We start from the raw sequence: 21,785 nt of genomic DNA, 5'->3' as shown, positions 1-21,785 counted from the left end.
AATCAGTCGTACGCAGGCGCAGGCCTCATGACGGTTCTGGTTACTGGCGCCGCCGGTTTCATCGGGTATCACACCGTCAAGCGTTTGTGTCGCGAAGGCCTTGAAGTGGTCGGTATCGACAATCTCAACGACTACTACAGCGTAGAACTCAAACACGCGCGGCTCAAAGAGCTGGAATCCTTGCCGGGCTTTCGCTTCCAGGCCATGGACATCGTCGACAAACCGGCCTTGATGGCCCTGTTCGAAACTCACGCTTTTACCGAGGTTGTGCACCTGGCCGCCCAGGCGGGTGTTCGCTATTCACTGGACAACCCGGATGTTTATGCGCAGTCCAATCTGGTGGGCTTTCTGAATGTGCTGGAAGCTTGCCGGCACCATCGCCCCGCGCATCTGATCTATGCCTCGAGCAGCTCGGTGTACGGCACCAACAGCAAAATGCCGTTCAGCGTCGAAGACGCCGTCGATCATCCCATTTCGCTGTACGCCGCCAGCAAACGCGCCAATGAACTGCTGGCGCACAGCTATTGCCATCTCTATGGCCTGAAAGCCAGCGGCCTGCGCTTTTTCACCGTTTACGGACCTTGGGGGCGCCCCGACATGGCGCTGTTCAAGTTTACCGAGGCGATCATCAAAGGCTTGCCGATCGACATCTATAACCATGGCCAGATGTCGCGCGACTTCACCTATGTCGACGACATCGTTGAAAGCGTCGCCCGCCTGCGCACCAAGCCACCGGTGCCGAACGAGCCGGGCGCTGGCGTAAACCGGATTTTCAACATCGGCCGTGGCCAACCCGTGCCACTGCTGGAGTTTGTCGACTGCCTGGAGTCGGCGCTGGGCATCAAGGCCCAACGCAACTTCATGCCACTACAGGCAGGCGATGTGATCAAGACCTGGGCCGATATTTCGGCACTGGCCGAGTGGGTCGACTTCCGTCCTCAAGTGACGGTCGAGACCGGTGTAGCAGAATTTGTGAAGTGGTATCGCCACTTCTATCAGATATGAATCGAGCCCTTGATAAACAAAAGACCAAGGAGCAAGGGGGGACTCTATGAGCCAAGACATTTTTGTATCTGTACTGATTCCAGCAAAGAACGAAGCGAACAACCTCAAACCGTTACTTGAGGAAATCCGCGTCGCATTGGCCGATGAGGCCTACGAAATCATCGTGGTGGACGATGGCAGCACCGATTCCACCTTGCATGAACTGCGGCAGTTGAAAAACAACGGCCTGGACGCGTTGCGTATCCTGCGCCATGAGCGCTCGCTGGGGCAAAGCACCTCGCTCTACCACGCGGCAATCGCCGCCCGGGGGCAATGGCTGGCCACGCTTGATGGCGACGGTCAAAACGACCCTGCGGACATCCCCGGGATGTTGGCGCTGGTGCGTGGTGAAAAGGATCTGGTCGACGTTCAGCTGGTGGCCGGGCACCGGGTCAACCGCCGCGATACCGCGAGCAAACGCTGGGCTTCGCGCTTCGCCAACGGGCTGCGCAGCCGCCTGCTCAATGACTCGACCCCGGACACCGGCTGCGGGCTGAAGCTGATCGAGCGCGCGGCGTTTCTGCGCCTGCCGTACTTCGACCACATGCATCGGTACATTCCCGCGCTGATCCAGCGTCACAACGGCCGAATGATCGTCCACCCGGTCAACCACCGGCCGCGCACCGCCGGGGTGTCCAAATACGGCAACATTGACCGCGCCCTGGTGGGGATTCTCGACCTGTTCGGCGTGTGGTGGCTGATCAAACGCACGCGGTTGAACACCAACGCGCAGGAGATCGAAGGATGAACCTCTCCCGCGAAACCCTGTGGCTGGTGGTCGGCTTTGCTGGCCAGATCGCCTTTACCGGTCGCTTCATCCTGCAGTGGCTGTACAGCGAATACAAAAAACGCAGCGTGATCCCGGTGAGTTTCTGGTACCTGAGCATTGTCGGCAGCGCCCTGCTGCTGGCGTATGCCATTTACCGGGCAGACCCGGTGTTCATCGCTGGCCAGGCCTTTGGTTCCATCGTCTATCTGCGCAATTTGCAATTGATTGCCCGCACCAAACACCTGAAGGACTGAGCCATGCGTAAATCCCTGTCGCCTGGCATTGAATGCCTGGGCCTGGTGCTGCTTGCCTTGCTGTTGATCGGCGCTGGCCTTGGGCTGCGTCAACCGCAAAACGTCGACGAGGAACGCTTCCTCGGCGTAGCGCTGGAAATGCTGCACAACGGCTCGTGGCTCATCCCACACCGTGCTGCGGAGATCTACGGCGATAAACCGCCGGTCTTCATGTGGATGGTAGCGTTCTTCGCGTGGCTCACCGGCCTGCCCGCCCTCGCCCTGTATATTCCGGGGATGTTGTCGGCGGCGACGGTCACGGCCGTGGTCTACGACCTGGGCCGCCGGCTGTGGAATCAGCGCATTGGTCGAATAGCGGCGCTGTTGTACCTGGCCACGTACCAGACTTACAGCATCCTGCGTACCGGCCAGATCGACAGCCTGTTGATTCTGTTCACCTCCCTGGGCCTGTACGGACTGGCGCGGCACCTGCTGCTCGGGCCAGCCTGGCGCTGGTTTTACGTGGGCTGCGCCGCCATGGGCATTGGCATAATCACCAAAGGGGTCGGCTTCGTCCCGGCCTTGATGCTGATTCCGTATGCCTACGCCGTGCGCAAAAACTGGTCCGGCGTGGTGGCCATGCCCGGCCAGAAGCGCAAGTGGTTCCTGGGCTTTTTGGTGGCGCTCGGCGCCATCGCGATCTGGCTGCTGCCCCTGGCACTGTCCATCGTGCTCAATGGCACCGCGGATGAAATCGCCTATGCGCGAGAAATCCTGTTGCGCCAGACAGCGGGACGCTATGCCGCCGCGTGGGACCATCGCGAACCGTTCTGGTACTTCTTCGTCAACGTGATCCCGCAATACTGGCTGCCGTTGGTGCTGACCCTGCCGTGGCTGGTGCCGGCCTGGCGCAAGCAACTGAGCAAGCACGACGGTCGAGTACTGGTGTTGTTGAGCTGGGTCGTGCTGGTGGTGCTGTTTTTCTGCCTGAGCACCGGCAAACGCAAGCTGTACATCTATCCGGCGTTGCCCGGTTTGGTGCTGGTGGCGGCGCCGCTGATTCCCTGGCTGCTCAAGCGCTGGTTCGGTAAACGTCCACGCGCTATGCGGGTATTCCGGGCGATCGTGGTGGCCTGGTTCGTTCTGTGGTTCGCCCGCGGGTTTATCGAGCCGATCAAGGAAGGTCCGAACCCCCATGAAGCGATCATGGCGCAGGCGGCGACCATGACTCACGGCGCCGATCTGGTGTTGGTCAACTGGCGCGAGGGCCACTGGTTATTCGCCCGGCAGCCGATCGTACATTTCGGGATGACCAACTCCACGGTCGAACTAGCGGCGCAGTGGCTGCGCGAGCACCGTGATGCCTATGCCTTGGTCCCGGACGAAGTGCTGAGCCAGTGTTTCAATCCCGAGGCCGCTCATGAGCTCGGCGAAACGTCTCGTGCGCAGTGGTCGATCGTCGGCGCCGATGCCGATAACGGCAAATGCCAGCCCGGACAACCCGCAAAGGTCTATCGCTTCAGCTGGGACAAGGACAAGTAATGAGCAAGAGATGGACGCTGGGAATATTTTTCATTGTTGTACTGCTTGGCGCCTACGCGGTTTCCGCACATTTCATGGTCCACCAGCAGCTGTATGCGTACTGGCAAAACCTCTGGCATGGCAATCAGGCGCCCGATAAAAATATCTGGCTACCGGACTATAAAGCCGTGATCCAGGCCAAGCCCGTAGCGGACATCACCAATTTGTCCGGCATCGCCTATGACCCGGACCACGATCGTCTGCTGGGTATCACCAATGGTGCGCCCATGCAGATTGTGGCAATGAGCCGCAATGGTGATCTGCTCGAACGTTATCCGCTGATCGGCTTCCAGGACACCGAAGGTCTTGCTTACATAGGCAACGGACGCGTAGTGATCGCCGACGAACAGTTGCAGCGACTGTACGTCGTCACCTTGCCGGACAGCCCTGGCCCGATCCATGTCGAGAACGCCCCGTTTGTTGCCATCGAGATCAACCTGAGCGAACACAACAAGGGCTTTGAAGGCGTGACCTATGATGCGGCCAATGATCGTATCTTCGCGATCAAGGAACGCGATCCGCGGCAGCTGTTTACGGTCACGGGCATGCTGGCGTCCATTGGCAGCCCGTTGCAGGTCCGCATCAAGGACTTGACCCACTGGATCGACCGTAGCGTCTTCGGCCTGGATCTTTCCGAGGGTTACTACGACCCGCAGACAGGCCACTTGCTGTTATTGAGCGAGCAGTCCAGCAACCTGACCGAACTGGACCAGGACGGCAACTTCGTCAGCTTCCGCTCTCTGCTCGGCCTGAATGACCTGAAAAAAACCATACCGCAAGCCGAAGGCATGACCATGGACACTTCCGGCGAGCTCTACATTGTGAGCGAGCCCAACCTGTTCTATCGGTTCAGCAAATCAAAGGCTGCTGTGGCGCAGAATCAGCAGAAGCAATAATGGGGTTTGTGCTGGTTTGGCCGGCCCCGACCATCTATCGGACTAGTTTCCAATCTCTGCGCCATTGAGGACATTCCGGGTCTTTAATGGTTGCAGGATTCCAAGCCAGCCCCCCAATCCCGTCCAGAAACACGACGTCCAAGCGGGGCTGACACCTCGCACCCCACTGCGTACGCATCGGGAGACTCGTCATGAAAATCGTCGTGATTGGCGGTACCGGGCTGATCGGCAGGCAGCTCTGCAAAAACCTGCAAGACCTGGGGCATGAAACCCTGGCCGCATCACCGAGCACTGGCGTCAACACCCTCACCGGCGAGGGCCTGCAAAACGCCTTGCAAGGCGCCGACGTGGTGGTCGACGTGGCCAACTCGCCCTCCTTCGAAGACGCTGCCGTGCTCGAGTTCTTCGAAACCTCCGGGCGCAACCTGCTCGCTGCCGAGAAAGCCGCCGGGGTCAAACACCATGTCGCGCTGTCGGTGGTAGGCACCGAGCGCATGCTCGACAGCGGCTATTTCCGGGCAAAAATGGCCCAGGAAACACTCATCAAGGACTCAGGCATTCCTTACACAATCCTGCGGGCCACGCAGTTCTTCGAGTTCATCGGGGCCATTTCGTACTCAGGCGTGCAGGATGGCGACGCAGTGCGCCTGACCTCCGCCGCGTTGCAACCGATTGCCGCGTTCGATGTCGCGACGGCGTTGGCGAAAGTCGCGGTGCAAGCGCCGAGCAATAACACCCTGGAAGTGGCCGGGCCTGAGCGCTGGCCGCTGGTGGAGTTCGTGCGCTTGTTTCTGCAACACACCAACGACCCGCGCCAGGCCCAACCGGACGACACAGTCCCCTACTTCGGCGCGCCGATCGATGACCACTCACTGACGCCGGGCGAGCACCCCATCGTCGGGCCGACACGCTACGAAACCTGGCTCAAGAGCAATACTTGAGGGGCCCCCTAGACCAACCGCTCGATCTTCTGATGCTGCCAGACCATTTTGTAATACAGCGTCTGCAGCATCAGCATGCCCAGATACGCCACCGGAAACGCCATCCATACCCCTTGCAGTCCAAAGTGCGCATCCAGCAAATACGCCATCGGCAACTGCATCCCGACCACGCAAACGATCGACACCACCACCGGCACCAACACCGTGCCGCTGGCGCGCATGATGCCGCCGACAATCGCCTGAAAACCAAACACCAACAGGCTCCAGAGCATGATGTGCAACAAGTGCTCCGCCATTGCCCGGGTGGAATCATCCGTGAGGAACAACCCCAGCAACCAGTGCGACAGCAGATAACCCAACACCACCAGGCCACCGGTCAGGCACACGTTGATCAACAACCCGGTACGCAAAATCGCCCCCATGCGCTCAATGCGCCCTGCCCCGATCGCCTGCGCACCAAGGATCGACGCCGTGATCGCAATCGACAGCGCCGGGAACTGCACGTAGTTGACGATCTGCGTCACCGCCCCGTACGCCGCCGTCGCCTGGGAACCGTGCTGGTTCACCAGCGCCAGAATCACCAACTCCGACAACGACAACACCACCAGCGCCAACAACGGCGACACCGTATCGCTCACTCCACGCAGCAACTGCGTGAACAACACAAACACCAACAGCGACGGCAAGATCCACATCATCACATGTGCATACGCCACCGCATCGTCCAGCACATCCCCCGGCGTGCCCAAGCCCTGCAACGCCGGCCGGGCAAACACACTGCCCAACACCGCCGCCACCAACCCGATCATCGCCCCCAACAGCAACGTCGAACCGGCGATGGCCTTCACCAGATGTGGCTCACGGGCGCCCCAAGCCTGGCCGATCAACACCCCTGCACCGGCGCCGAGGCCGATAACCAGAGCGATGAAGAAAAACACCACGGGGAACATGCCCGATACCGCCGCTAACGCCTGGGTGCCGAGCAATTGGCCGATGTAGATGCTGTTGATGGTGCCGGACATGGACTGGAGGAAGTTGGAGAGGACCATGGGGGCGAGGAATAGGAGGTAGGTTTGCCAGAGGGGGGGTTGGGGTTTGGCTGGGGTTTGCATTGAGGGTCCGTCTCGGGTGAGGGCTGGCATTTTGGAAATTCTACGCTAGGGGACTGGGAATAACGCGCTCCTATTTTGTGGATTTGGATGTGTAATGGCTGCTTCCGGGCTAGGCCGAAAGCGAACGATCGACGGATGAGTGCGTGTTCGTTAAGCTTCTATTTTTCACGGAAGGTCGAGTCAGTGACGAAGGTTTACCAGGGAAGCTGCCTTTGTGCAGCGGTCAGCTACGAGATGCTTGTTCCGCCAAAAGCGGTGAGTCATTGCCATTGCGGTCAGTGTCGGAAAAGCCACGGGGCAGCATTCGCTACTTACGGCAGTGTTCTACACAGTGAGTTTCGGATCTCGAGCGGCGCAGCTGATATCAAGTCCTACCCTTCGTCCGAATCTGTGCTTCGCCAGTTCTGTGCGCACTGTGGCTCGACCTTGTTCTGGTCAAGAATTCAAGGCGAGTACGCCGATTGGATTTCTGTAGCTCTGGCCACGCTGGACACTCCCTTCATACCGCAGAAACAGAAACATATTCATGTTGCCTCCAAGGCACCATGGTATGAGCTTCCCGAATCGTATCCGCCGTGCGAATGAGCGCTAAGCAGATACTCGACGCTGCATGCTCCGGACTCCAACTTTCAACCAAACTAATCACGCCAGCTTTACATACAAGTCCTACACCCACCTCGGAAATCGCCCCTACCCCCTACTGGCGCGAAGAACCTATAGTCACCCCGCCGCCCACGAAGCGACCAGGTTTGGCGACCTGCAGATCGGATCAGTCCCTTTAAATCTGATTCGGAGTTTCACCTATGGATAGATACATGCCCCTAACCGGAATCGACCTGATCCCGGCCTCCCTGCTCATCGACACCCAAGCCCCACTCGACGTCCTGCAAGCCATGGCCGACTACCGCGTCCGCACGGTCACGCAGGTGCTGGAAAACATCGCCTTCCGCGCCGAGATCGGTTGCGACACGGTGGTGCTGTCGGATTTTGCCAAACTGCTGGCCATTCCCCTGCGCGACGGCTGTGATTTGATGGATGTGATCGGTAGACGCTTGCGGGCGCAAGCAGCGGAGTAAATGAAAACGGGCGCCTGACTGGCGCCCGTTTTTTTGTGCCCGCAAATCGTGATGCATCAGCCGCCACCAGACACCTGACCTTTAACCAATCTGCTCGAACCGCCGCCGCTTCATGAACAATCCCATCCCTATCGCCACGGCAAAAACCGACAGCAACCCCAGATCAAACCCCAACAAGCGGATCTGGCTTGCAGCAACGCAGCCGACCGCACCTGCCGCCACCAGCACCACCCCTAGCCACTTGCGTAGCAGATACGGCTTGAGAAACCGATCGAACAGAAAGAACAGCACCAGGGCAATGACCAGTTGGGTAATTTCGGACATGTGTGTCTCCAGTCAGGTCTTGATGATCAGTGTCGAGAGGGTGCGTTGCGGGCCGATACCGCCGTTGACCTGCGCCTCTATGCTGACCAGTACGTCGCCAGCATGGTAGGTGGGCAGGATTTCATTGGCATACATGCGCACACCGGTCCCTACAGGAATACCCACGTAAGAGGAGGCCACGGCGGTGGTGGCGGCAGCGAAGGCCGTGGCTGCAAGGTTGGCGATCTTGGTGCGTTGGGCATTGAGGGCATCGCCCTGTTGCCGGGTCAGCGGTTTGGAGATACCGATCATCATCACGCACGGCAAGCTCTTGGCCTGCATCTTGTCGTACACCTCGACGACCTTGCTGTTGACCTCATAGTGGGCGCTTTTCGCTTCGCCAAAATGCAACTCGCGCAGGCGTCCGCGTTCGCTGTCGGTGAGGGTGATCTGCGAGACGTTGAAGACGATCCCGTGAGTGCCCATGTATTGGAAAGTCCCTTCGAACTTCATCCCGCGCATCCTTTCGAGGCAAAGAGGGCGATTCTCTACAAGGTGCGCATTGGATTCAAATCATTTCACCTTGCTGGCAAGGTGTGTACTCGGTTTGTCAGCACTTGAATGATATCAGCGCCTCGTCAGGCGCCCGTTTTGTTTTTTTCGAACCCGGCCAACACGCAGAGGTCGAAACAAGTGATGGCATCGCCACTGATCACAGGCCGCTGGCCTGCTTCATTCAAGGGCGAAGCCAGTAGCTCACACCACTGTAGGGTGCGCCGGATAATTTCAGCAGGCCCGGATTCTGCCGGGGCAAGTGCTGGCTGCTGCTGACATCCAATGCTCCCGTATTGGAGTACCTGACATGACTCAGTCAATGCGGTTCTTCTTATCGATCGTCCTTGCGACAGCTTCACTGGTATCGGCAAGTTTCCTGAACACCGCAGGTGCGGCAACTGCTGAGGATCTGAATGCCGACTCTCAACAAGCGTTGCAAACTCTTTACAAGTCCACACCGTTGGCCGAATCAATTTCGCACAATGCCAAAGCGATTCTTGTCTTTCCGAATATCGTCAAGGCAGGCCTTGTGTTCGGCGGCAGCTACGGTGAAGGCGTATTGTTGAAGAGCAAGAAAGTAGAGAATTATTACAACTCCGTAACCGGGTCCTGGGGGCTACAGGCAGGCGCACAGTCGTATGCCTATGCGGTATTCCTGATGACCGACAAAGCCGTGGACTATGTACGTAAAACCAAGGGTTGGGAAATCGGCGTAGGCCCCACTGTTGTATTGGTAGATGCGGGGGTAGCGAAAAATCTGTCCAGTACGACGCTGAAGGGCGATGCCTACGCGTTCATTTTCGACCAGCAAGGGTTAATGGCTGGGGTCAGCATCGAAGGCACCAAGATTTCCCTGATCAAGCGTTAGAACCGGTCGTTTGGCGCTTACGCGCGCAAGCGGTGGAGTGAAATGAAGACGGGCACCTGAGGGGCGCCCGTTTTTTGTGCCCGCGATTGGTGATGCATCAGCCACCCTGGAGCGCTACTGCATGCTTTCGATCAAGGCCTTCACCAAAGCCACGGATCATCTCCAGCAACGACTTCACCCGCAGCGGCAGATTCCCGGCCGGGTACACCGCGTGCATCTGCGGGCTCTCACCGCTGCTGGAGGTGAGTTTGTACTCGGGACACACCCGCAGCAGGCGCCCCGCTTCCACTTCGGGCTCCGCCAGCCAGTCCGCCAGACGGGCGATGCCGAGGCCCGCCAGGGCCGCCTGGAAAGCCGCCGAACCGGAGTTGAAGCGAAACTTGGGATCAGCCCGAAAGCTGATGGCCTGCGCCTCACTGCGAAAATTCCACTCCTTGAGAATCCGCGGCGCCGTGTGCAGGATCAGCGAGTGCGCCTCCAGCGCCTCAATGGAGTCGGGCACCCCGCGCCGCTCCAGGTACCCGGGGCTGGCGTACAGGTAACGTGAATAACTCCAGAGCGCATAGCCAATCAGATCACTGGATTGCGGATACCCGCCACGAATCGAGAAGTCCAGTTTGCTCTTGGCCGGGTCGATGGTTTCATCGGTGAAAATCACATCGACGTTCACATCTGGATAACGCTCGCCGTACTGCGCGATCAACCGGGGCAATACGCCATGCCCGAGAAGCTCGGGGGCGGAAAAGCGAACCCAGCCGCAGGCCTGGCCGCTGATTCCTGCCAGGTCTTCATCCGCCTCACGTTGCAGATCCAGCATTTTGTAGGCGTGCGGCAACAAGCGCTCACCCGCCTCGGTCAAGCTCACGGCATTGGAGGAGCGATTGAACAACTTGCCCCCGACACTTTCCTCCAAGGCCTGAACCGCGCGGGTCAGCGCGCTGGGAGAGCGCCCCAGAGTACGTGCTGCCGCGATGAAGCTTCGCTTGCGAGCCACCGTTGCGAAGGCCTCAAGTTCCCCCAACATATTCAATGCCACTCACCCACCTCATTGCACTTTTCACAACGTGGCATTGCAACACAAAAAAGGCCCTTCCGTTAACCTTCCCGTTCAACCCACAAGGATGTAGGCAACAGGAGCAGAAGGACGTGTCGAAGCTGGATGAAATCGTCGGGAAATCCGAGGCTGGTATCGGTGAAGAAGTTCGTGAATGGCTACGGGAAAAATCAGCGACTTCAACCCGACAGGAGATACTGCAAATTCATGTGTCGCTCGAAGAACAGCGCACACTTCAAGCCGGCCTGGCATCGCTGACCGTGACCGACAGCGCCTCGGGTATCCGCCACATGCCGGCCTTGGGGGAGTTGCTGGAGCGTGTACTGTGCGCTGAGAAAATCCAGCAGTTGCGCAACTTTCCTCAGGCCCGAGAGGTGGCGATGATCGTCAGGGGGCTGCCGCTGGGCCCGCAACTGCCCGCCACGCCCTACGACATGGAGCCGGGTATCGAACACCTGTCGGTTCTGGCCGGGGCTATCTTGTCCGTGCTGCAAACCCTGCAAACCCATCCGCTGGCGTACGAGGGTGAAAGCGACGACACGGTGTTCCGCCACGTATCGCCCAAGCACAATCGAGAGAGCGAAAAGAGCTCCTATGGCTCACGCACTGACCTGGACATGCATGTCGACAACCCTCACCTGCCCTTGACTTGCGAACCCGTCTCGCAGCTGTCGGCCTGCCCGGAGTATCTGACCCTGACCGGCCTGCGCTGCGAGCTCGACGTGCCGACGCGCATCGTCGCCATTGAGGACGTACTGGCCATGCTGCCGGCCGGCGTCGAAGAAGAATTGTCACGACCGCACTTCGCCGTTCGCCGACCAGCCTCCTTCGGCAAACAGGGGAATGTGCTGGAAAACGTTCCTCTGCTGTACAGAAGCGCAACCGGTGGCCTGTATTGCCGCTACAACAAGGCAAGTGTCGAAGCGACCTGCGTCGACGCGCAGTTTGCCCTGCAACTGTTCACCGCTGCCGCCAATCATCCCGATGTCGTGCGCCACATACTGCTGCAACCGGGGGACATGCTGATCTTCAAGAACCAGCAAACCCTGCATGCCCGGGACGGTTTTACCCCCCGCTACGACGGCCGCGACCGCTGGATGCTGCGCGTCTTTGGAGTCAACGACCCGGCACGCGTGGTGCCGGTGGCCCCTCACCAACCCTTCATCGGCAGAGCCTGATTTCATGATCGATATTGTCATCCTTTGCGTGTTCGCCTTCTCCGCCGGCCTGATCGATGCGGCGGTGGGCGGCGGCGGACTGATCCAGATACCCGCGCTGTTCAACGTGCTGCCCACGGCACAACCGGCGGCGCTGCTGGGTACCAACAAGGTTGCGGCAGCCTGCGGCACCGCATTCGCGGCCCGGTCCTTCGTGCGCAAGGTGGTGATCAACTGGAGTCTGGTGATCCCCGCCGCCTGTGCGGCGTTTGTCATGTCCTTCTTCGGTGCGGCCACGGTGTCGTTCGTTCCCCAGTCGGTGATCCGGCCAGCGGTACTGGTGTTGATCGTGCTGATGGCGATCTACACCTTCTGGAAAAAGGACTTCGGCGCCCTGCACAAACCCATGCACATCGGCACCAAGGAAAAACTGCTGGCGATCGTCATCGGCGGTGCCATCGGCTTCTACGACGGACTTTTCGGTCCCGGCACTGGCAGCTTCCTGATCTTCCTGTTTATCCGCTGCTTCGCCTTCGACTTCCTGCATGCCTCGGCGTCGGCCAAGCTGGTGAACATCGCGACCAACGTAGCGGCGCTGATGTTCTTCATTCCGACCGGTAACGTGCTCTACCTGATCGCCATCCCCATGGCGGCATTCAACATCCTCGGCGCGCTGACCGGCACCTGGCTGGCGGTTCATAAAGGCGTGCCCTTTGTCCGGGCGCTGTTCCTGGTGTTGCTGGTGATCCTGATCAGCAAACTGTCCTACGACCTGTTCATGTATACCTGAGGAAACCTACATGTATCCCATGTTCGATCGCCTGGTGGCGCTACTCGATGCCCGCGCAGCCTCCTACCGGGTATTGATGCACGATGCCGAGGGCCAGTCGGCGCGGGTCGCCGAGATCCGTGGCACCGAGCCCGGCCAAGGCGCGAAGGCCATGCTCTGCTCGCTCAAGGGGCAGGCCGAACCCTATGCCCTGGTGATATTGCCGGGGGACCAGAAGCTCGACATGAAGAAGGTTGGAGCGGCTCTGGGTGGGAAAAAAGCCGAACTGGTGAAGGCTGAAACCGCTATGGAACTAACCGGGTGCCGGATCGGTGCCATCCCTCCTTTCGTCTTCGATGAGCGGATTCAATTGATCGTCGATCCGGCCCTGACCACAGGCTATAGCGAAATCGCCTTCAACGCCGGTCGGCTGGATGCGTCGATGGTGCTCGATACGCAGGATTATCTGGCGATTGCCAAGCCTCGATTGCTGGATATCAGCCAGGCCTGAGCACATCGCTACTGCGTGGGGGGATGCGGTTTCAACCATTGCTGGCGTCGATAGTCACCATCACGTCAATGAAGTTCTCATAAAAAATCCTCGGCGTAACATCCGCTCCATACCCAACCAATAACACCCCGGAGCACACCATCATGAAACGCCAAACCCTTCTCAGCATCGCTTTCTCGGTTTTTGCAGTAAACGCTTTCGCTGCTTCCCCTGCTCACCCGGTCGTCGCTGAAGGCGGCTCGGATCGATTGATTGAAAGCCGTGTGGCTGAAGGCGGTTCGGATCGTCTGATCGAGAATCGCGTTGCTGAAGGTGGCTCGGATCGTCTGATCGAGAATCGCGTCGCCGAAGGTGGCTCCGATCGCCTGATCGAGAACCGCGTTGCTGAAGGTGGTTCGGATCGTCTGATCGAAAACCGCGTTGCTGAAGGTGGCTCCGATCGCCTGATCGAGAATCGCGTTGCTGAAGGTGGTTCGGATCGTCTGATCGAAAACCGCGTTGCTGAAGGTGGCTCGGATCGTCTGATCGAAAACCGCGCTGCATGAATGAGTGGCTTTAGCGCAACACTCGACCAAAGAACCCGGCCTCATCAGCCGGGTTTTTTCATGCGCTTTTTTTGCCTGACTGAATTAGCCCAGCCATCACGTCCTCACACCCTGTTTGATCCGAATAGCACAGCTTTCTATTGCAGCAGCGTCATTCAGTGCCTGGACATCAGGCCGTGAAGAACGCCCAACCTTAAGCCCGGCTCGGAAGGACTCATGTGCGAGATGCCGAATACCTTGAACGCCGCCAGCATGAGCACCAGACCACCGGGCAAGATACTCAGGCGATGGGGTGGCAAGCCCGCCAATTTGAGTTGTTTAACATGCCCCACCTCCAGCAGACGCAATGACAAGCGCAGCAGACCGCCGTAGGTGATACCGCTTTGACCGTCGTCATTCAAGCCATTGGCCTTGAGCACTTTGGCCAGCATCCGTGCGGTGCCTGAAGAGCCGATAGTCTGCTGCCAACCCATTGCACGATAACGACGGGTAACTTTTTCAAACTGTAGAGTGGCCATTCGCTCAGCCTCCAGGAGTGCTTGGGCCGTGATACAGCCCCCCTGAAAATAACGCGCGCCAAGGGTGCCGCTGCCAATGGCAATGCTCTCGGTCAACAGGGGCTGCGTGCCCTGCCCCAGAATCAATTCAGTGGAGCCGCCGCCGATATCCACGACCAGTCGCATACTCTCTGTATTGGGTATCGTATGGGCAACACCGGCGTACACCAGTCGGGCCTCTTCATGCCCGGAGATGACGTCGATACGAAAACCCAGGTGCTGCTCCGCGCTGGCCAAAAATAATTGCGCATTGTCGGCTTCGCGCACGGCACTGGTCGCCACTGCCCGCACGCGACCCGCCTCAAAGCCGCGCAGTTTTTTGCCAAACCGCGCGAGTGCTTGCCATCCCCGATCCAGCGCCAACTCGTCCAGCGCCCCGCCCTGAAACCCCTCCGCCAAACGGACAGGCTCACGCAGGGTTTTCACTTCCTGGATAACGAACCCCTGATTACGCCTGACCGACTGGCCAATCATCATGCGAAACGCATTGGACCCCAGGTCAATGGCCGCAAACAGGGAGGCGTCTTTCATAGGGGGATTCCTGGCAAATTCATCAGCCCGCAGACGGAGTTCCGCTGAGCGCTCAAGACGGTTTGCGAGGATCTTGCCATCAGGTCGATGACACGAAGATGACACCCTCTGAATAGACTGGTGGTCGAGCTGTCTTAAGGAGCTTTCTTGAGGAGCTTTCTTCGATGCACAAAGAAACCGTCATCGTTCTGTAACCTTCCGACAGCAATACTCAGGCTATTCGCTACGTGCTGTTTTTTTTGCTGCCCCTTCGGCAGCTTTTTTTTGCCTGTTGATTTGGGCAGCAGCTTGGCCAAGCCTTTTCCGGCGGACGCAGGTCGGCTTCGATCAGCGCCTTTTGGCACCTCCAATAAAGTGCCTGCCTGCCCTTTCGCCTCGCCTCTGAATCATCAACAACGACCGTCCGTAACCCCGCCCCGACGGCCTCTCACCCTTCGCTATTCTTAACCACACACACCGCGGGCACGGCTTGCGGCATCAGAACCAGGAGTAAGGATCCGGGTAAGGAGTGCGCCACTTCTAACAGAGTATCGAATGATGAAAATGCTACTGATGGTCGAGTTTCCCCATGAGCCGTTCAACGCGTTTGTCCGGTCGGGGAAGATCGGCGAAATCATGAACCGTATCCTGGACACCATTAAGCCCGAGGCGACTTATTTCACTGAGCAAGATGGCATGCGAAATGGGATTTTTCTGATCGATATCGTGGATCCCTCCGAAATCCCCGGATATGCGGAACCCTTCTTCCTCAACTTCCAGGCCAACTGCAAATTCCGTGTGGTCATGAACCCGCAGGACCTGCAAAACGCCGGTCTGGAGGAACTCGGAAAAGCGTGGGCGTGAGGCTCGATCAATGAGTGAGAAACCTGTGGCGAGGGAGCTTGCTCGCTCGCCACAAAGGCGAAGTACTGACGCTTACTGAACGGTTTTCAGCTTGACCACATCACCGGAGATTTTGGTGGTGTAACCGGTCAGGACCCAGGCCCAGAACCAGTTTTCCTGCACTTGGGTGTTGATCATGGCGTCGCCGCCCTTGGCCTGGATCGCCGCGTTCTGAGCGCGGATGAAACGGTTGTTCTGCTGGATCGGGATGACGCCGAACAGCAGCAGGCCAGTGGCAGTCGCTTCACTGTGGCCGACAACGGTGTACTGGCTGCTGTCGTATTGCTGGGTCTTCATCGGGGTGCCGGTGCAACCCGCCAGAACCAGGCCAAACAGGGCTACGGCAACCACTTTGCTGAGGTAATTCACTGTGTCACTCCATTAGAAATGCCCGGGATCCATCTCTCGGGCGGCGCATACTCTAACGGATGAAGTGGCTCATTGATATCACGCAACACTGAAAAAAACGGATCGATGAGGCACCGATCATTGCGGCTGAAACGTCTGCAGATAGGCCAACAGGTTTTCGATCTTTTCCGGATCGCTGAGGCCCCAGAAAATCATGCGGGTGCCGGGGACCACTTCCTTCGGTGCCTGAATGTAGGCGGTGAGTGTTTCGCGGGTCCAGACGACGCCTGATGATTTCATCGCGTCTGAGTACTGGTAGTCCGTCGTGCTGCCCGCGGGGCGCCCGAAAATCGCATTGAGTTGCGGACCAAAAAAACCTCGCGCCGAACTCCCTACTTGATGGCAGCCGCCGCAGATTCGCTTGAACAGTTTCTCACCCGCCTCAGCATCGCCGGCCGCTGCTGCTTGCGTGCTGAATAACCCCGTATTGAGCATCAAGGCGAAGGTGAGTACGGCGGCGTTTTTCATGTTCGGCTCCAAATCAGGTGTTGCTGACAGCAAAAGCGGGCGGCTATTTCATCATGACTGGCTGCTACGTCGAAACACTGATCTGGACCAGACGTGTCAATCAACCCACACTCGCTTGAAACTTCTTCCGGTAAGCCGCCGGTAACAGGCCCACTCGTTGCTGGAAAAGCCTGCGAAATGAGTTGCTGTCCTCGTAGCCCACTTTGTAGGTGATGCTGTCCAGGGTCATTCGCGTGGACTCGAGCAGTTGCTTTGCCTTCTCCAGACGCAGCGTTTGCAGGTAGGTCAGCGGCGTATAACCGGTGGCTTCCTTGAAACGCCGTTTGAAGTTCCTGACGCCGAATCCGAATCGCTCGGCCATGTCATCGATCAGCAGCGGCTGATGGAAGTGATCTTCCAGCCACGCTTGAACCCGCAGGATTTCGCCATCCCCATGGTTCTTCGGCATCGACCACATGACGTAGACTGATTGCTCGCTGCGTACGTTGTCGGCCAGCAAGTATTTGCCGCACTTCTGCGCCAGCTCCAGTGACGCGAAGCGGCGGATCAGATGCAGCAACAGATCCATGGCGGCCGTCGCGCCACCGCTGGTGATCACACGATTGTCTTCACAGAGTATCTGCGCCTCCTCCAGACAAGCCTCTGAGTACCGACGACGAAAAAGATCGGCGAAGGCCCAGTGCGTGGTGGCACGAATGCCGTTCAGCATGCCCGCTTCGGCGAGCATGAACGCCCCCGTACACATGGAAGCCACGACGGCACTCTGGGCGTGCTGTTGACGCAGCCACGGTCCATAACCGGGAAATGCCGGCAAGGCGTCCTTCAGGGTGAAGAGAAACCCCGGGATCAGCACCAGATCGGTTCGGGAAATGTCGACGATGGATCGGTCCACGCGCAGCACCTGCCCTCCCCATGCGGCGACATCGGCGCCATCCAGGGAGGCGGCAACCACTTCAAACGGCGCGCTGGCGGTGTCGGCGAACAGGTTGGCGGCACTGAGCACCTCCAGCGCCAGGGTGGCGCTGGCGGCGGAACATTGATCAGCCAGTAGCAGGGTGACGTGCATGAATGATCCAGATTGCGCATTTCGCATGAAAAAAGTCATTTGTGCACCTACCTTATCCGATTTCCGCCCCCTAAAGTTCACCGGTCATTCAATCCTCGGCGTACTTATGAATCTCTGGTTCCGACTTATCCTCATGCTGTTCCGTCGCCCGTGGCGCAAACCGGTGGACGGCCTGGCCACCACCGTCATCCGTATGCGCGTCTGGCCGCTCGACCTCGACCTCAACCGGCACGTCACCAATGGCCGCTATTTCACCCTGGCCGATATAGGCCGCATGGATTTCGTACTGCGCAGCGGCGCCTTTCGAGTGGCCTTGCGCAACAAGGCCGTGCCGATCGTTGGCGATACCTGGGGCAAGTTTCGGCGTGAGCTGAAGCTGTTCGAATCGTTCGAGATTCATACCCGCATACTCGGCTGGGACGATAAGTGGAGCTTTATGGAACATCGCTTCGTGAGCAAAGGACGGGTGATTGGCGTCGTTATCATGCGGGGGCTGTTCCGCGCGGCCAAAGGCACGGTTGCACCGGTCGAGTTCGTCCGCGAACTGGGATTGGCCGAACAGTCACCCGAGATGTCGATGTGGCTGACGGCCTGGTCGCAAAGCTGCGACGACATGAGCCGTCAGCTGCGAGGGGAAGAAGGCCTGGTTGCCCAACCGCCCCTCTGATCAAGCGAAATCCCTTGTAGGAGCGGGCTTGTGTGGCGAGGGAGCTTGCTCCCGCTCGGCTGCGAAGCAGTCGTAAACCCTTTGCATGCGGTTCAACTTTGAAATGCCGGGGTCGCTGCGCGACCCAACGGGAGCAAGCTCCCTCGCCACACAAGCCCGCACACACTTTTTGAGCTGCATGGCCCCGGCTACTTGGACTCGAGATATGCCCCTTGTGGGAGCGAGCCTGCTCGTGATGAGGCCATCGCGCTGGCTGGCGTCGATGCAGCAATCGCAATAACGTCCGCCTGAACCACCTCGGGCTTTTCCTCCGCGCCCTCCCCGTTCAGCGCCTTGTTCATCTTTACCGTGTCCAGCGCGCCGACCCATTTGGCAATGGCCATGGTGCCGACGCCGTTGCCAATGGTGTTGGTAATCGCGCGTGCTTCCGACATGAACCGGTCGACGCCCAGCAACAGCACCATGCCCGCCACCGGAATGGTGCCAAGGGAAGACAACGTCGCCGCCAGGATGATGAACCCCGAACCCGTCACCCCCGCCGAGCCTTTGGAGGTGAACATCAGCACCGCCAGCACGATCAACTGGTCCATGAGGGTCAGCGGCGTGTTGGTCGCCTGGGCGATGAAGATCGCGGCGATGGTGTAGTAGATCGCCTGGCCGTCCGGGTTGAAGGTCAAGCCCGAGGGAATGATCATCCCGGCGACGGGTTTGGAAACGCCGGCCTTTTCCATCTTGGAAATCATCTGCGGCAGCACCGACTCCGAAGAGCTGGTGCCCAATACGGTGAACAGTTCTTCTTTGATGAATTTCAAAAACTTCCACAGGCTGAAACCGCTGTAGCGGCAGATCGGCCCGAGCACGAAGATCACGAACAACGCGCAGGTCAGGTACACGCACGCCATCAATTTGCCGAGGGAGAACAGCGAACCGAAGCCGTACTTGCCGATGGTAAAGGCAATCGCCCCGAACGCGCCGATGGGGGCCAGACGCATGACCATGTTGACGATGCGAAACATCCCTTGCATCAGGCTATCCAGCGTGTCGACGAACACTTTTGCGCGCGGCCCGACATGCGCCAGGGCCACGCCCAGCAGAATGGAGAACAGCAAGATTTGCAGGACGTTGCCCTTGGCGAAAGCATCCACGATGGTGTCGGGGATGATGTTCATCACGAAGTCCATGAACGACGCATGCTTCACTGCCGTGGTGTAGGTCGCCAGGCTGGAAGTATCCAGCGAGGCGACATCGATGTTCATGCCCGCGCCGGGTTTGAACACATCGACCACGACCAGGCCGACCACCAGCGCCAGTGTGGACACCACTTCGAAATAGAGCAGAGCCCGGAAGCCGACACGCCCCAACTCTTTCATGTTCTCCATGCGAGCAATGCCCGTCACCACCGTGAGGAAAATCACCGGGGCAAGGAGCATTTTGATCAGTTTGATGAACGCGTCACCCAAGGGTTTGAGCGCGGCTCCGGTCTCGGGAATGAACACCCCGACAATGGCGCCGAGAATGACCGCGATAAGCACTTGTACGTAGAGTTTGCCAAATATTCTTTTCATGACAGGGCCCTGATTTTTTATTGTTGTCAGGAAATGCCAAGGGACCGGATTCAGCGATCTGCCCCTTGGCGTTGTGCCGCAGTACTACCTTGAATCGGGGGAAAATATCAGCGGTTGATCAACGCAATGACTGCATCGGTGATCTGCCGGGTGGTGGCCGTGCCGCCCAGATCCGGGGTATGCAGACCGCTTTCGGTCACGGCTTCGATGGCCGACATCAGCTGTTTCGCCGCGGCCGCTTCGCCCAGGTGTTCGAGCATCATTGCCGCGGTCCAGAATGTGGCGATCGGGTTGGCCACACCTTTGCCGGTGATGTCGAAGGCCGAGCCGTGGATCGGTTCGAACATCGAGGGGAATTTGCGTGACGGGTTGAGGTTGGCGGTCGGCGCAATGCCCAGGCTGCCGGACAACGCGGCGGCCAGATCGGACAGGATGTCGGCGTGCAGGTTGGTGGCGACGATTACGTCCAGCGTCGACGGTTTGAGCACCATGCGCGTGGTTACGGCGTCGACCAGTTCCTTGTCGATCTTCACATCCGGAAAGTCCTTGGCGACTTCGTAGAAGATCTCGTCCCACAACACCATGCCGTGACGCTGAGCGTTGGATTTGGTGACCATGGTCAGGTGCTTGCGCGGACGGCTGCGCGCCAGTTCGAAAGCAAAACGGTGAATACGCTCGACCCCGGCACGGGTGAACACCGACACTTCGGTGGCGACTTCCTCCGGCAGGCCCCGGTGAACGCGACCGCCGTTGCCGGAGTATTCGCCCTCGGAGTTTTCCCGCACCACCACCCAGTCGATCTGATCCCCGTTGTGCAGCGGGCTTTTTACCCCTGGCAGTACGCGGGCCGGACGCACGTTGGCGTACTGGTCGAAGCCCTGGCAGATCGGCAGACGCAGGCCCCACAGGGAAATGTGATCCGGCACGTTGAGCGCACCGACCGCGCCGAAGAAAATCGCATCGAAGGTTTTCAGTTCTTCCAGGCCACCTTCCGGGATGTAGTAGCCGTTTTTCAGGTAGTTATCCGAGTTCCAGTCGAAGTGTTTGAAGGCCAGTTCGAAGCCGGACTTTTTCGACAAGGCTTGCAGCACCTCGACGCCCGCAGCGATCACTTCCACGCCGATGCCATCACCTGGAACCGCAGCAATTTTGTATGCGCTCATCATCAACTCCACTCTCGTTACGTTGTTGTTGTACCTGTCGAACGGGGGTGTTCAATCAGGGTGTGAGCGGAGTATATGTAGTGAGTAAATGAGCGTGAGTTACTCCAAATCACTACATAGATGAATTTGAGTTACCAATGAGCCAGACCCTGGATTTGTCATTTTTCTACCTGCTGGCCAACAAAGGCAGCCTCGCGGCGACGGCTCGAGAGCTGGGCGTGACCCCGCCGGCGGTGAGCAAACGCCTGACCGCGCTGGAAGCACGGTTGGGCATCCGCCTGGTCAACCGCACCACGCGCTCGATGAGCCTCACTTCGGAAGGTGAACTGTATTTTTCCCATGCGGCCCGCATCCTGACGCAGATCGATGAGGTCGAGCAGTTGATCAGCAGCAGCCGGGCAACCCCGAAAGGCCTGATTCGCGTCAACGCGTCTTTGGGTTTCGGTCGTCGCTACATCGGCCCTGCGTTGGGCGCGTTCTTCGCGCAATACCCGGAGGTGGAAATACAGCTGGAAATCAGCGATCACCCGCTCGACCTGGCGACTCACGGGTTTGACCTGGGCATTCGTTTTGGCACGCTGCCGGACGCGGCCTTTCATGCGCGCAAGATTGCGTCCAATCGCCGTCTGCTCTGCGCCTCGCCGCTGTACCTGGAAAAGCATGGCGTGCCGCAACGCCTGGCGGATTTGCAGCAACACAACTGCATCTTCCTGCGGCAAAACGAAACGCCCTACGGCGTATGGAGCTTTACCAACGGTGGGCGCACGCAAAACGTCAAAGTGCGTGGCGCGCTAGGCTGCAACGACGGTGAAGTGGCCCTCAATTGGGCGCTGGAAGGTCATGGGATTCTGCTGCGGGCCGAATGGGACATCGCCCGCTACGTGCGCAGTGGCCGCTTGCGCCTGGTGCTGGAGGACCAGACGCCGACCCGCGCCGATGTCTATGCCATCTACCCGCAACAGTTGCACCTGTCGGCACGAGTGCGCAGCCTGATCGATTTTCTGGTCGAGCGCTTCAAGCACATCGATCACCTGGATGAACCGGAATCTGTGCTCGACTGAACA

General features: G+C 58.8%; 27 protein-coding genes. 16 read left to right on the top strand and 11 right to left on the bottom strand.

Annotation, left to right across the window (positions count from 1 at the left end):
- Positions 1–27 precede the first annotated feature (27 nt).
- The 6 genes from AC1RO5_RS14180 (at position 28) to AC1RO5_RS14155 (ending at position 5,464) form a co-directional block, all read left to right on the top strand.
- On the top strand, positions 28–1,005 hold the full coding sequence (locus AC1RO5_RS14180) for an NAD-dependent epimerase (RefSeq protein ID WP_493175645.1): 978 nt from the start codon (positions 28–30) through the stop codon (positions 1,003–1,005).
- Positions 1,006–1,051: 46 nt separating this feature from the next.
- Positions 1,052–1,792 carry a glycosyltransferase family 2 protein gene (locus tag AC1RO5_RS14175; protein ID WP_493175643.1) on the top strand — a complete coding sequence of 247 codons (741 nt, stop codon included), beginning with the start codon at positions 1,052–1,054 and terminating at the stop codon, positions 1,790–1,792.
- Positions 1,789–2,067, top strand: coding sequence for a lipid-A-disaccharide synthase N-terminal domain-containing protein (locus AC1RO5_RS14170; protein ID WP_018928220.1), 279 nt, complete (start codon positions 1,789–1,791; stop codon positions 2,065–2,067). Before AC1RO5_RS14175 ends, AC1RO5_RS14170 begins: the two co-directional genes overlap by 4 nt.
- 3 nt (positions 2,068–2,070) lie before the next feature.
- Complete coding sequence (locus AC1RO5_RS14165) at positions 2,071–3,588, top strand: ArnT family glycosyltransferase (protein WP_493175642.1); 1,518 nt, start codon at positions 2,071–2,073, stop codon at positions 3,586–3,588.
- Positions 3,588–4,523: an SdiA-regulated domain-containing protein gene (locus AC1RO5_RS14160; protein ID WP_493175640.1), complete on the top strand. Its 936-nt coding sequence runs from the start codon at positions 3,588–3,590 to the stop codon at positions 4,521–4,523. Before AC1RO5_RS14165 ends, AC1RO5_RS14160 begins: the two co-directional genes overlap by 1 nt.
- Positions 4,524–4,714: 191 nt before the next feature.
- Positions 4,715–5,464 (top strand): SDR family oxidoreductase, encoded by a 750-nt coding sequence (locus tag AC1RO5_RS14155; protein WP_493175638.1) that lies wholly within the window; start codon positions 4,715–4,717, stop codon positions 5,462–5,464.
- Positions 5,465–5,472: 8 nt separating this feature from the next.
- Here AC1RO5_RS14155 and AC1RO5_RS14150 read toward each other — a convergent pair whose 3' ends face one another.
- Positions 5,473–6,576: an MATE family efflux transporter gene (locus AC1RO5_RS14150; RefSeq protein WP_493175637.1), complete on the bottom strand. Its 1,104-nt coding sequence runs from the start codon at positions 6,574–6,576 to the stop codon at positions 5,473–5,475.
- 183 nt (positions 6,577–6,759) lie between these two features.
- Between AC1RO5_RS14150 and AC1RO5_RS14145 the strand changes: the two genes are divergently transcribed.
- The gene (locus AC1RO5_RS14145; RefSeq protein ID WP_493175635.1) at positions 6,760–7,161 is read left to right on the top strand and encodes a GFA family protein; all 402 of its coding nucleotides are present in this window, start codon (positions 6,760–6,762) and stop codon (positions 7,159–7,161) included.
- Positions 7,162–7,379: 218 nt separating this feature from the next.
- Entirely contained in the window at positions 7,380–7,652 is a 273-nt protein-coding gene (locus AC1RO5_RS14140; RefSeq protein ID WP_493175633.1) for a hypothetical protein, read from the top strand.
- A gap of 81 nt (positions 7,653–7,733) precedes the next feature.
- Here AC1RO5_RS14140 and AC1RO5_RS14135 read toward each other — a convergent pair whose 3' ends face one another.
- Together AC1RO5_RS14135 and AC1RO5_RS14130 are read right to left on the bottom strand one after the other, a co-directional pair.
- The gene (locus AC1RO5_RS14135) at positions 7,734–7,976 is read right to left on the bottom strand and encodes a hypothetical protein (protein ID WP_493175631.1); all 243 of its coding nucleotides are present in this window, start codon (positions 7,974–7,976) and stop codon (positions 7,734–7,736) included.
- 12 nt (positions 7,977–7,988) lie between these two features.
- Entirely contained in the window at positions 7,989–8,468 is a 480-nt protein-coding gene (locus tag AC1RO5_RS14130) for a hypothetical protein (RefSeq protein ID WP_493175629.1), read from the bottom strand.
- 349 nt (positions 8,469–8,817) lie between these two features.
- Between AC1RO5_RS14130 and AC1RO5_RS14125 the strand changes: the two genes are divergently transcribed.
- Positions 8,818–9,378, top strand: coding sequence for a lipid-binding SYLF domain-containing protein (locus AC1RO5_RS14125; protein ID WP_493175627.1), 561 nt, complete (start codon positions 8,818–8,820; stop codon positions 9,376–9,378).
- Between the two features lie 97 nt (positions 9,379–9,475).
- Here AC1RO5_RS14125 and AC1RO5_RS14120 read toward each other — a convergent pair whose 3' ends face one another.
- Positions 9,476–10,414, bottom strand: a complete 939-nt coding sequence (locus tag AC1RO5_RS14120) for a LysR family transcriptional regulator (protein WP_493175625.1) — start codon at positions 10,412–10,414, stop codon at positions 9,476–9,478.
- A 110-nt stretch (positions 10,415–10,524) separates the two neighbouring features.
- Between AC1RO5_RS14120 and AC1RO5_RS14115 the strand changes: the two genes are divergently transcribed.
- The 4 genes from AC1RO5_RS14115 to AC1RO5_RS14100 all read left to right on the top strand — a co-directional run bounded on the left by AC1RO5_RS14115 (position 10,525) and on the right by AC1RO5_RS14100 (position 13,414).
- Complete coding sequence (locus AC1RO5_RS14115; protein WP_493175623.1) at positions 10,525–11,610, top strand: TauD/TfdA family dioxygenase; 1,086 nt, start codon at positions 10,525–10,527, stop codon at positions 11,608–11,610.
- 4 nt (positions 11,611–11,614) lie between these two features.
- A complete protein-coding gene (locus tag AC1RO5_RS14110) occupies positions 11,615–12,379 on the top strand; it encodes a sulfite exporter TauE/SafE family protein (protein ID WP_493175622.1) in 765 nt (254 codons plus the stop codon).
- Between the two features lie 10 nt (positions 12,380–12,389).
- Positions 12,390–12,869 carry a YbaK/prolyl-tRNA synthetase associated domain-containing protein gene (locus AC1RO5_RS14105; protein WP_493175620.1) on the top strand — a complete coding sequence of 160 codons (480 nt, stop codon included), beginning with the start codon at positions 12,390–12,392 and terminating at the stop codon, positions 12,867–12,869.
- Between the two features lie 143 nt (positions 12,870–13,012).
- The gene (locus AC1RO5_RS14100) at positions 13,013–13,414 is read left to right on the top strand and encodes a hypothetical protein (RefSeq protein WP_007935404.1); all 402 of its coding nucleotides are present in this window, start codon (positions 13,013–13,015) and stop codon (positions 13,412–13,414) included.
- 155 nt (positions 13,415–13,569) lie between these two features.
- Here AC1RO5_RS14100 and AC1RO5_RS14095 read toward each other — a convergent pair whose 3' ends face one another.
- Together AC1RO5_RS14095 and AC1RO5_RS14090 are read right to left on the bottom strand one after the other, a co-directional pair.
- Positions 13,570–14,502, bottom strand: coding sequence for a Ppx/GppA phosphatase family protein (locus AC1RO5_RS14095; protein ID WP_493175618.1), 933 nt, complete (start codon positions 14,500–14,502; stop codon positions 13,570–13,572).
- Between the two features lie 134 nt (positions 14,503–14,636).
- Positions 14,637–14,798, bottom strand: coding sequence for a hypothetical protein (locus tag AC1RO5_RS14090; protein WP_493175616.1), 162 nt, complete (start codon positions 14,796–14,798; stop codon positions 14,637–14,639).
- A gap of 241 nt (positions 14,799–15,039) precedes the next feature.
- On the opposite strand from AC1RO5_RS14090, the gene AC1RO5_RS14085 reads away from it, so the two are divergent.
- Positions 15,040–15,345 (top strand): hypothetical protein, encoded by a 306-nt coding sequence (locus AC1RO5_RS14085; protein ID WP_007935408.1) that lies wholly within the window; start codon positions 15,040–15,042, stop codon positions 15,343–15,345.
- 72 nt (positions 15,346–15,417) lie between these two features.
- On the opposite strand, the gene AC1RO5_RS14080 is transcribed toward AC1RO5_RS14085, so the two are convergent.
- The 3 genes from AC1RO5_RS14080 to AC1RO5_RS14070 all read right to left on the bottom strand — a co-directional run bounded on the left by AC1RO5_RS14080 (position 15,418) and on the right by AC1RO5_RS14070 (position 17,326).
- Positions 15,418–15,753: a hypothetical protein gene (locus tag AC1RO5_RS14080; RefSeq protein WP_007935421.1), complete on the bottom strand. Its 336-nt coding sequence runs from the start codon at positions 15,751–15,753 to the stop codon at positions 15,418–15,420.
- 117 nt (positions 15,754–15,870) lie between these two features.
- Entirely contained in the window at positions 15,871–16,260 is a 390-nt protein-coding gene (locus AC1RO5_RS14075; RefSeq protein ID WP_493175614.1) for a c-type cytochrome, read from the bottom strand.
- Between the two features lie 100 nt (positions 16,261–16,360).
- On the bottom strand, positions 16,361–17,326 hold the full coding sequence (locus AC1RO5_RS14070) for a GlxA family transcriptional regulator (protein WP_493175612.1): 966 nt from the start codon (positions 17,324–17,326) through the stop codon (positions 16,361–16,363).
- A 106-nt stretch (positions 17,327–17,432) separates the two neighbouring features.
- On the opposite strand from AC1RO5_RS14070, the gene AC1RO5_RS14065 reads away from it, so the two are divergent.
- The gene (locus tag AC1RO5_RS14065; protein WP_493175610.1) at positions 17,433–17,993 is read left to right on the top strand and encodes an acyl-CoA thioesterase; all 561 of its coding nucleotides are present in this window, start codon (positions 17,433–17,435) and stop codon (positions 17,991–17,993) included.
- 188 nt (positions 17,994–18,181) lie between these two features.
- Here AC1RO5_RS14065 and AC1RO5_RS14060 read toward each other — a convergent pair whose 3' ends face one another.
- Positions 18,182–19,558: a dicarboxylate/amino acid:cation symporter gene (locus AC1RO5_RS14060; protein ID WP_493175607.1), complete on the bottom strand. Its 1,377-nt coding sequence runs from the start codon at positions 19,556–19,558 to the stop codon at positions 18,182–18,184.
- 107 nt (positions 19,559–19,665) lie between these two features.
- Positions 19,666–20,721, bottom strand: a complete 1,056-nt coding sequence (locus AC1RO5_RS14055) for a tartrate dehydrogenase (protein ID WP_007935426.1) — start codon at positions 20,719–20,721, stop codon at positions 19,666–19,668.
- A 137-nt stretch (positions 20,722–20,858) separates the two neighbouring features.
- On the opposite strand from AC1RO5_RS14055, the gene AC1RO5_RS14050 reads away from it, so the two are divergent.
- Entirely contained in the window at positions 20,859–21,782 is a 924-nt protein-coding gene (locus AC1RO5_RS14050; protein ID WP_019649489.1) for a LysR family transcriptional regulator, read from the top strand.
- Positions 21,783–21,785 lie beyond the last annotated feature (3 nt).

The sequence above is a fragment of the Pseudomonas sp. GW822-FHT02G04 genome, from assembly GCF_058802085.1.
This window is presented reverse-complemented; position numbering and strand designations above follow the sequence as displayed.

Bases quoted from the DNA above. Each gene is read 5' to 3' on its own strand.
- AC1RO5_RS14180 (WP_493175645.1), top strand. From the start codon at position 28: ATGACGGTTCTGGTTACTGGCGCCGCCGGTTTCATCGGGTATCACACC.
- AC1RO5_RS14175 (WP_493175643.1), top strand. From the start codon at position 1,052: ATGAGCCAAGACATTTTTGTATCTGTACTGATTCCAGCAAAGAACGAA.
- AC1RO5_RS14170 (WP_018928220.1), top strand. From the start codon at position 1,789: ATGAACCTCTCCCGCGAAACCCTGTGGCTGGTGGTCGGCTTTGCTGGC.
- AC1RO5_RS14165 (WP_493175642.1), top strand. From the start codon at position 2,071: ATGCGTAAATCCCTGTCGCCTGGCATTGAATGCCTGGGCCTGGTGCTG.
- AC1RO5_RS14160 (WP_493175640.1), top strand. From the start codon at position 3,588: ATGAGCAAGAGATGGACGCTGGGAATATTTTTCATTGTTGTACTGCTT.
- AC1RO5_RS14155 (WP_493175638.1), top strand. From the start codon at position 4,715: ATGAAAATCGTCGTGATTGGCGGTACCGGGCTGATCGGCAGGCAGCTC.
- AC1RO5_RS14150 (WP_493175637.1), bottom strand. From the start codon at position 6,576: ATGCAAACCCCAGCCAAACCCCAACCCCCCCTCTGGCAAACCTACCTC.
- AC1RO5_RS14140 (WP_493175633.1), top strand. From the start codon at position 7,380: ATGGATAGATACATGCCCCTAACCGGAATCGACCTGATCCCGGCCTCC.
- AC1RO5_RS14135 (WP_493175631.1), bottom strand. From the start codon at position 7,976: ATGTCCGAAATTACCCAACTGGTCATTGCCCTGGTGCTGTTCTTTCTG.
- AC1RO5_RS14130 (WP_493175629.1), bottom strand. From the start codon at position 8,468: ATGAAGTTCGAAGGGACTTTCCAATACATGGGCACTCACGGGATCGTC.
- AC1RO5_RS14125 (WP_493175627.1), top strand. From the start codon at position 8,818: ATGACTCAGTCAATGCGGTTCTTCTTATCGATCGTCCTTGCGACAGCT.
- AC1RO5_RS14110 (WP_493175622.1), top strand. From the start codon at position 11,615: ATGATCGATATTGTCATCCTTTGCGTGTTCGCCTTCTCCGCCGGCCTG.
- AC1RO5_RS14105 (WP_493175620.1), top strand. From the start codon at position 12,390: ATGTATCCCATGTTCGATCGCCTGGTGGCGCTACTCGATGCCCGCGCA.
- AC1RO5_RS14100 (WP_007935404.1), top strand. From the start codon at position 13,013: ATGAAACGCCAAACCCTTCTCAGCATCGCTTTCTCGGTTTTTGCAGTA.
- AC1RO5_RS14095 (WP_493175618.1), bottom strand. From the start codon at position 14,502: ATGAAAGACGCCTCCCTGTTTGCGGCCATTGACCTGGGGTCCAATGCG.
- AC1RO5_RS14085 (WP_007935408.1), top strand. From the start codon at position 15,040: ATGAAAATGCTACTGATGGTCGAGTTTCCCCATGAGCCGTTCAACGCG.
- AC1RO5_RS14075 (WP_493175614.1), bottom strand. From the start codon at position 16,260: ATGAAAAACGCCGCCGTACTCACCTTCGCCTTGATGCTCAATACGGGG.
- AC1RO5_RS14070 (WP_493175612.1), bottom strand. From the start codon at position 17,326: ATGCACGTCACCCTGCTACTGGCTGATCAATGTTCCGCCGCCAGCGCC.
- AC1RO5_RS14065 (WP_493175610.1), top strand. From the start codon at position 17,433: ATGAATCTCTGGTTCCGACTTATCCTCATGCTGTTCCGTCGCCCGTGG.
- AC1RO5_RS14060 (WP_493175607.1), bottom strand. From the start codon at position 19,558: ATGAAAAGAATATTTGGCAAACTCTACGTACAAGTGCTTATCGCGGTC.
- AC1RO5_RS14055 (WP_007935426.1), bottom strand. From the start codon at position 20,721: ATGAGCGCATACAAAATTGCTGCGGTTCCAGGTGATGGCATCGGCGTG.
- AC1RO5_RS14050 (WP_019649489.1), top strand. From the start codon at position 20,859: ATGAGCCAGACCCTGGATTTGTCATTTTTCTACCTGCTGGCCAACAAA.